Genomic DNA, 6,210 nt, shown 5'->3' with positions numbered 1-6,210 from the left:
TGGAGCTGGCCGCTTGAAAGACCTCCACAGCACAAGGGGATTGACAGCGGGAATCTCCCCTGATGTCAACTCTCTGGGGGTGGTGTGCGGCCGAGTTTACGCAGCTCGCTTGCGACGGCTTCGAGGAGGTCAGATTGCATCACTGGGCGGACGTCTTCGTCGGCTGCGCGGTAAGCAGCCGATACTGCGCAGTTCCGGATGCTTCCTCCGCTGAGCTCGTGTGCAGCTAGGCTGTGGAGGTCAACATCGGGGCTGCGAGGGATAACGGCGCCGAGGCAGTGTTCCCAGAGCTGGCGGCGGTGGCCTGGGTCGGGTAGCGGAAAGTGAATAATGAGGTCAAGCCTGCGGGTGAACGCCTCGTCTATGTTGCCGCGCAGGTTTGTGGTGAGCAGTGAAATTCCGTCGAAGGCCTCGATGCGCTGCAGAAGGTAGGCGGTTTCGACATTGGCGTACCGGTCGTGTGCGGTAGTAGTTTCCGAGCGCTTCCCGAACAGGGCGTCTGCCTCGTCGAACAACAGTACGGCGTCGATGTTCTCGGCTTGGTTAAATATTCGATCAAGGTTCTTTTCGGTCTCGCCTATGTATTTGTCGACGACATTTGCGAGGTTGATGTGGTAGAGGTCGAGGTTGAGGGCAGATGCCACTACTTCTGCGGCGAGGGTCTTACCTGTTCCAGATTCTCCGGTGAACAGGGCGGTGGCTCCGAATCCGCGGGCGGCCCCGGGGCGCATTTTCCAATCTCCCAAGACTTGTTCCCGGTGGCGGGCACGGCGGATCAGGTCGGCAAGCTGAGATTTCGGAAGTTCCGGGAGGATGAGCTCATCCCAGTCGGCGTCTGGCTCGATTCTGCGGGCGAGTCGGTTCAAGGCCGCGGCGCGATGCGTGCGAGTCGCTGCGTTTAGGTGTGCGAGCGTAAGTGGGCTGTTCTGGCTGCGGGCGTGGGTGAGTGCTGTGCCGAGGGTCGTGCGTATGTCGTGGGGGGAGAGGCGATAGGAGCGCATTGAAGCGGTGAAGGATCTGCGCTGCTGTTCGTTCTGGATGTAGGGTTCCAGTGCATTATTCCACAAGGTGGTTCGTTCGTGCGTGGTGGGACGGGGGCAGGAGATTGATACGGGTGTTGTGTCGCATCCGTGGGAGTTCCAGTGATGGGTGCCGACGACAGCTATGGGTAGGGGCGGGTCGCTGAGCTGAGCGAGCGCGGTGCTTGAGGGCGCGGTTCCTGTATCGGGGACCGGGAGAGGCTCTGGGGGGGCGAGGATCAGGAGGGCACTGCGCTGCAATTGGGCTTCAAGGAGTGCTTCGGCTATCACGGCCCGTGCAGTTTCGTCGTCTGCTGCCCGGCCTGGCTCTGCCTGGACGATGGGGTTCGGCCTCTGGGAGGCGGTGATGAGTGCGGATTCGGCGATGGCGCGAGCGGCGCTGTCTGGCCGACCGTGTAGATACACCAGTCGGTTCGCGGTCAGGGCTTCCTGAGTTTGGCGGACCAGCCGTTCGTTACTGGGGGGTAGCGGACCGGGGGTGCGGATAAGGGTGATTCCTGGCCTGTAGGCATGGGTTGGCCAGATCTGTTCCAGGAGGTGGGCCGTGACACGGTCTGGCACCCGCAGCGAGCGGCTGAGCAGCGGCCGGTGGTTGTCGTCGATCTGAATGAGTCCATGAGTGGGCAGCGGTCCATGCGCGAGGCGCGCGCGTGCTTCGGGGTCTTCCTGTTCTAAGCCGCTCAGTTGCAGGGCCAGGCTGGGCGAGGCATGCCTGCGGGTTGCGTCGTCATGCAGGTATCCATACAGATGTTCGAATCGCGGGTCGGTTTCTGGGGCGAGGGCCACGATAAGGAGTTTTGTATCTAAAGGGGTGAGGTGAAAATCCTTTGCTATATCGCGCAGCGGTAATGTGATCCCTTTTTGTTCTGCGGCGTCTCCGAGCTGTTCGGTGTAGTCGATCCACTGCTGTTCTGCAATGTCAGGCAGGATGGGCGTTGTTGACGTGAGGCACATCTGTGCTGCAGTCTCATCTGAGATGAACATGCTGCGAGGGACCGGGATCGGCCCCTCCACCTGGAGGGCTTCTTTTCGAGTGGAAACTGCGCGGTAGATCCGCCATTCCAGTGCTCTCAAATAGCACAGAGTGTAGTCGCGCCCGGTGCACGTTTCTCCTGGCGCTGGTGCGGATTCGCCTGGCGTAGTCATAAATTTACCGTCCCGAGGGGGGGCTGGGGGCAGGGGGTGCGGGATGCGGTTCGATGTCAAAGGTGACAGGGGATTCCACAAGATGCGCGACTGATTCTTCTGCGGCCACCGCCAAGGGTACACTGGCGGTAATATTCAGGAAAGGCCGTAAGGGTTGATTAAACGTGCTCCACAGCTCCGTCAGTATCCTGTCCTGGACGGGAGGTTGCCCTACTTCCAAAATTATACTTTCCTGATTCTCCAGCAGGATGAAACGGGTTTTGGAGAGTGCGATGAATAGCTGTCCCAGCCAGAGGTGGGCGGTGGGTTCGTCGGACATCCACACAGTGGCCATGTAAGAGAGTCGGAGGTAACGAGGGGGGTCCTGACGGCCTTTGATATGGTTGGTCTTGGGGTCGCGATTTACGATTTGGCCGGACTTTCGCCGACTTGTGTCCTCTTGCATCTCGTAGAGATAGACATTGACCGCGTTCGACGAGGCTGATATCTTTTCCTTCACGGGTGGGTCAAAATTTACGGTAAGTGTGCCGCTTGTAATGGGCTCAATTACACTCTTGAGCTCGTCGGTGACGTCTTTGAGGGACATGGGCCGCTCCTTGTATGCGTGCGATGGCTCTGTCAATCAAACGGCTCTTCCAAGATTTTCGTAGCCGGTGATTGGGTCAACTGGCTTGTGGTGTTGGCTGGTTAGTGTCGTCATCCTGGTGGTGTGTGTCATCGAGATGGAGGACCTGCTGCCGCAGCTGGCCGTGGTACGGGTCGATCGTGTGGTGGCCAGCGGTGATCTGCTGCGGATCGCGGCCCGGACCCGGGACGATGCCGCAGCGGTCTGCCCGGGGTGCGGGACGGAGTCGGACTGGGTGCACTCCCGGTATGTGCGGCACGTCGCGGACGAGCCGGTCGGCGGCCGGGCCGTCGTGATCGACTTGTCGGTGCGCCGCCTGTACTGCGAGAGTTCCGAGTGTCCGAAGACCACCTTCGTCGAGCAGGTCACCGGGCTGACGGTGCGCTATCAGCGGCGCACTCCGGCCCTGCAGCACGTGGTGGACGCGGTGGCCGTGGCGCTGGCGGGATCGGCCGGGGCCCGGCTGCCGGCCGTGCTGCACTGCGTGCTGTCCTGGGCAACCGTCCTGAACTGCCTGATGCGCATCCCCGTGCCGGCTCCGGCGGTCCCGCGGGTGCTGGGCATCGACGAGTTCGCCCTGCGCCGCGGCCACCGCTACGCCACGATCATCACCGACGCCGCCACGGGTGCCCGCGTCGACGTGCTCGCGGACCGCGCCCGGGAAACGGTCGCCGGCTGGTTGCGCGAGCATCCGGGATTCGAGGCCGTCTGCCGGGACGGGGCCGGCAGCTTCGCCCAGGCCATCACCGACGCGGCACCCCACGTGGTGCAGGTCATGGACCGCTGGCACATGTGGCACCTGCTCGGCGAGGCGGCCCAGCGGGAAGTCCTGGCGCACAGCGCCTGCTGGGCGCCCCTGGGACCACCGATCCACGAGGGCCGACGCGCGCAGACCACCCGAGAACGCTGGCAGCAGGTCCACGACCTCCTCGACCAGGGCGTGGGCCTGCTCGCATGCGCCCGACGCCTCAATATCGCACTCAACACCGTCAAACGCTATGCCCGCCACACCGAACCCGACCGGCTCATCCGAGCCCCGCAGTACCGCCCCACCCTGGTCGACCCCTACCGCGAGCATCTGCGTCGACGCCGGGCCGAGACCCCCGCCGTCCCCGTCACCCGCCTGCTCGCCGAGATCCGCACACTCGGCTACACCGGCAGCGCCAACCTCCTGGTCCGCTACATCACCCAGGGCCGCGTCGAAGCCGACCACGCCACCCTCTCCCCACGGCGCACCGCCCGCCTCCTGCTCACCGACCCCGCCCACCTCAAGGAAGACCAGTCGGCGCTGCGCGACAAACTGGCCGCCGCCTGCCCGCAGATGACCGCCCTCGCCACCCAGATCGGCGACTTCGCCGCACTCCTCGCCCCCGCACCGGACAATCCCCTGCGACTGGACGACTGGATCGCCCGGACCCGCGCGGCCGACCTGCCCTTCCTGCACTCCTTCGCCACCGGCCTGGAACACGACCGCACCGCCGTCGACGCCGCCCTCACCCTGCCCTGGCACAACGGACGCACCGAGGGCATCAACCACAAAATCAAACTCCTCGAACGGCAGACGTACGGCCGGGCCGGCTTCCCGCTCCTCCGCCAGCGCATCCTGCTCAACTGACCTCCAGCGGACACAGCGATCACCGGCTACGAAAATCTTGGAAGAGCCACCTGGTGTACACCCTCCTTCGAAGGCGAGGTAGGCGGCCATGGCATCGCCGATGCCGGCGGCGTAGCGCCATCAAAAGCGTGCGCCGTCTCCTCCGCCGGCGGTGACGAGGTAGAGCAAGCAGCCCAGTGCTCGGGAGTCGCCTGCAGCGCCGCGTCCCGACATGGCAGACTGATCTTGTGCCCCGGCCTCTGGCTGCCTCCCCGAGGGGCGGCCGGGGCACAGCTGCTTGCGGAGATCACCTCGGCCGACGCCTGGTCAATTCGGGTAGCGGCATGGGCGGTGTCTGCGCTCACGCCGGGGCGACGTCGGTCCCGCCCGAGTCGAGTCAGACCGGCACCTCGGTGACTGCCGTCCGACCGCTGGCTCTGCCCGGCCGTCCAGTGGCCTCAGCTGCGAGGCGGCAGAACTGAGGGGCCTCATGTTTTCCGGACACTCGTCTGACGGTCTATTTCACGCGGCGATTCGCAGCTTCTGATGATCGGCGTGGACCTCGGCTGGAGGGCGGTAACCCACGGCTGAGCGAAGGCGTTTGCGATTGTACCAGAATTCGATGTAGCGGGTGATGTCCTGCCGTGCGATCTCCCGGGTCAAGTACGTTACGCGTGATACACGTTCGTTCTTCAGAGTTCCGAAGAACGATTCGGCCATCGCATTGTCGAAGCAGATTCCTGTGCGGCCGGCAGACTTCCTCAGCTGAAGCTCGTTCAGGACACCGGCGAACTCGCCAGACATGTAGTTGCTGCCGCCATCGCTGTGGAATATTGCGTCTTTGGCGAGCTTTCGGTTCCGCGCCGCGTTACGGATTGCACGGGCGATGAGAGGCATCCGGTAGTCGTCGAGCGCGTACCCGACAACTTCTTTGGTGCAGCAGTCGATTACGGTAGCGAGGTACAGCCATCCCTCTCCGGTCGGTATGTAGGTTATTGATCCGAAACTCTTGAATTTCCTGGACTGTTGCGGCATCCTCGCAGGTCACAGCTTTGCGAAAAGGAACCCGAAGAGTTTCGGTTCAATAAGGATCTTCAACTTGGGCTGGCGCAGCCCAGCTTGAAGTGTGTTGCCGAGTAGCCGAGGGGAATCTCACCCCTCGGCTCTCACAGATCCGTACGTGACAGTCTCCCGTCATACGGCTCTTGTCGTTCTGTTCGTCAGACCAGTACGGCGTTCGTGGTCAGGCGCCAGTGCACGAACATGCGGGGGTATCGCTGGGCGATCTCCTGCATCTTCGCGATGGCCTTCCGCTTGGCCGAGAGCCGTTTGTACTTCCGGCGGATCCAGCGCACCAAGTAGGCATTGATGCGCATCAGGAAGGCATCCAACTCCCACCACCGGTACCGGCCGTAGTAGTTGATCCAGCCCGACAGCACAGGGTTGATCCTGTTTGCGAGCTCCTGGAAGGACAGGTCGGAGCGGGTGTGCAGGCGCCAGGAACGCACCTCCCGCCCCATCTTCTTCAGGGCGTCCTTGCTGACTGCCGGGTCGACCGCGACGAATCGCTTGCCGTGTCGGCTCTGGTTCAGCCTGGCGCGGAAGGTGTACCCGAGGAAGGTGAACGCCGTGTGCTCGTACGAGCGCCGGCGCTTCCCGTCCTGGCAGTACACGATCCGGGTCTTGGCCGGATGCAGCTGCAGCCCGACCTCGGCCATCCTGTCCGCAAGCGCGGCCAGCACCTTGCGGGCCTGCTGCTCGGTGACGCAGTGCAGCACCGGGTGAGTCGGCGGCGGGGATCTCAC

At 63.4% G+C, this 6,210-nt stretch carries 5 protein-coding genes; 1 reads left to right on the top strand and 4 read right to left on the bottom strand.

The window, feature by feature from the left end; translation table 11 throughout:
• Nucleotides 1–65: 65 nt before the first annotated feature.
• Both ACLHRZ_RS36935 and ACLHRZ_RS36930 read right to left on the bottom strand, forming a co-directional pair.
• Nucleotides 66–2,024 carry an ATP-binding protein gene (locus ACLHRZ_RS36935; protein ID WP_490422960.1) on the bottom strand — a complete coding sequence of 653 codons (1,959 nt, stop codon included), beginning with the start codon at nucleotides 2,022–2,024 and terminating at the stop codon, nucleotides 66–68.
• A 166-nt stretch (nucleotides 2,025–2,190) separates the two neighbouring features.
• Nucleotides 2,191–2,772, bottom strand: a complete 582-nt coding sequence (locus tag ACLHRZ_RS36930; RefSeq protein ID WP_490422959.1) for a Pvc16 family protein — start codon at nucleotides 2,770–2,772, stop codon at nucleotides 2,191–2,193.
• Nucleotides 2,773–2,908: 136 nt separating this feature from the next.
• Between ACLHRZ_RS36930 and ACLHRZ_RS36925 the strand changes: the two genes are divergently transcribed.
• Nucleotides 2,909–4,426 carry an ISL3 family transposase gene (locus ACLHRZ_RS36925; protein WP_490422961.1) on the top strand — a complete coding sequence of 506 codons (1,518 nt, stop codon included), beginning with the start codon at nucleotides 2,909–2,911 and terminating at the stop codon, nucleotides 4,424–4,426.
• Nucleotides 4,427–4,927: 501 nt separating this feature from the next.
• On the opposite strand, the gene ACLHRZ_RS36920 is transcribed toward ACLHRZ_RS36925, so the two are convergent.
• Together ACLHRZ_RS36920 and ACLHRZ_RS36915 are read right to left on the bottom strand one after the other, a co-directional pair.
• On the bottom strand, nucleotides 4,928–5,440 hold the full coding sequence (locus ACLHRZ_RS36920; RefSeq protein WP_490422958.1) for an IS3 family transposase: 513 nt from the start codon (nucleotides 5,438–5,440) through the stop codon (nucleotides 4,928–4,930).
• Between the two features lie 185 nt (nucleotides 5,441–5,625).
• On the bottom strand, nucleotides 5,626–6,210 hold a 585-nt coding region (locus ACLHRZ_RS36915; RefSeq protein WP_490422957.1), incomplete at its 5' end, for a group II intron maturase-specific domain-containing protein.

The organism is Streptomyces sp. AM25 (assembly GCF_058146165.1).
This window is presented reverse-complemented; position numbering and strand designations above follow the sequence as displayed.

Bases quoted from the DNA above. Each gene is read 5' to 3' on its own strand.
- ACLHRZ_RS36935 (WP_490422960.1), bottom strand. From the start codon at position 2,024: ATGTTCATCTCAGATGAGACTGCAGCACAGATGTGCCTCACGTCAACA.
- ACLHRZ_RS36930 (WP_490422959.1), bottom strand. From the start codon at position 2,772: ATGTCCCTCAAAGACGTCACCGACGAGCTCAAGAGTGTAATTGAGCCC.
- ACLHRZ_RS36925 (WP_490422961.1), top strand. From the start codon at position 2,909: ATGGAGGACCTGCTGCCGCAGCTGGCCGTGGTACGGGTCGATCGTGTG.
- ACLHRZ_RS36920 (WP_490422958.1), bottom strand. From the start codon at position 5,440: ATGCCGCAACAGTCCAGGAAATTCAAGAGTTTCGGATCAATAACCTAC.